Genomic DNA, 391 nt, shown 5'->3' with positions numbered 1-391 from the left:
GGGCACCGGTTGCAGAAGGAAAAAACGATATGTTCCACAAGCCCGTGGTAAGCAAAATCGGTGCGAAATACGGCAAAGCTGTGGCACAAGTGATTACCCGCTGGCGGGTGGAACGTGGGATCATTGTAGGGGCAAAACAAACCCTAATGCGCCCAATCTTCCTATCTTTCGTTTTACTCCCTATTTTGATAACCGCCTGCAGCACACCGGACAAGTCTGCCCGATGGGAAAATATCGGCACAATCTCAAACGGCACTATCGATCTGCCTAAAGAATGGGTAGAAGCATACAAAGACGTTTACGCTACTTTGAGCAACGTCAACGCCAAAATCCTGTTGAGCACTTACTTCGGTTCTGTTGCCGAACACGCCGCATTGTTGAACTCCCTGCC

At 49.6% G+C, this 391-nt stretch carries 1 pseudogene; it reads left to right on the top strand.

Annotation, left to right across the window (positions count from 1 at the left end):
- Positions 1-146 precede the first annotated feature (146 nt).
- Positions 147-260: pseudogene (locus ACRPFF_RS11495) on the top strand (surface-adhesin E family protein); the annotation flags it as partial.
- Positions 261-391: the final 131 nt, after the last annotated feature.

This window comes from Neisseria sp. SLRRB23 (assembly GCF_050896295.1).
Taxonomy (GTDB): Bacteria; Pseudomonadota; Gammaproteobacteria; order Burkholderiales; family Neisseriaceae; genus Neisseria.
Note: the sequence above shows the minus strand (reverse complement) of the source record. Positions and strands in the feature narration are given on the sequence as shown.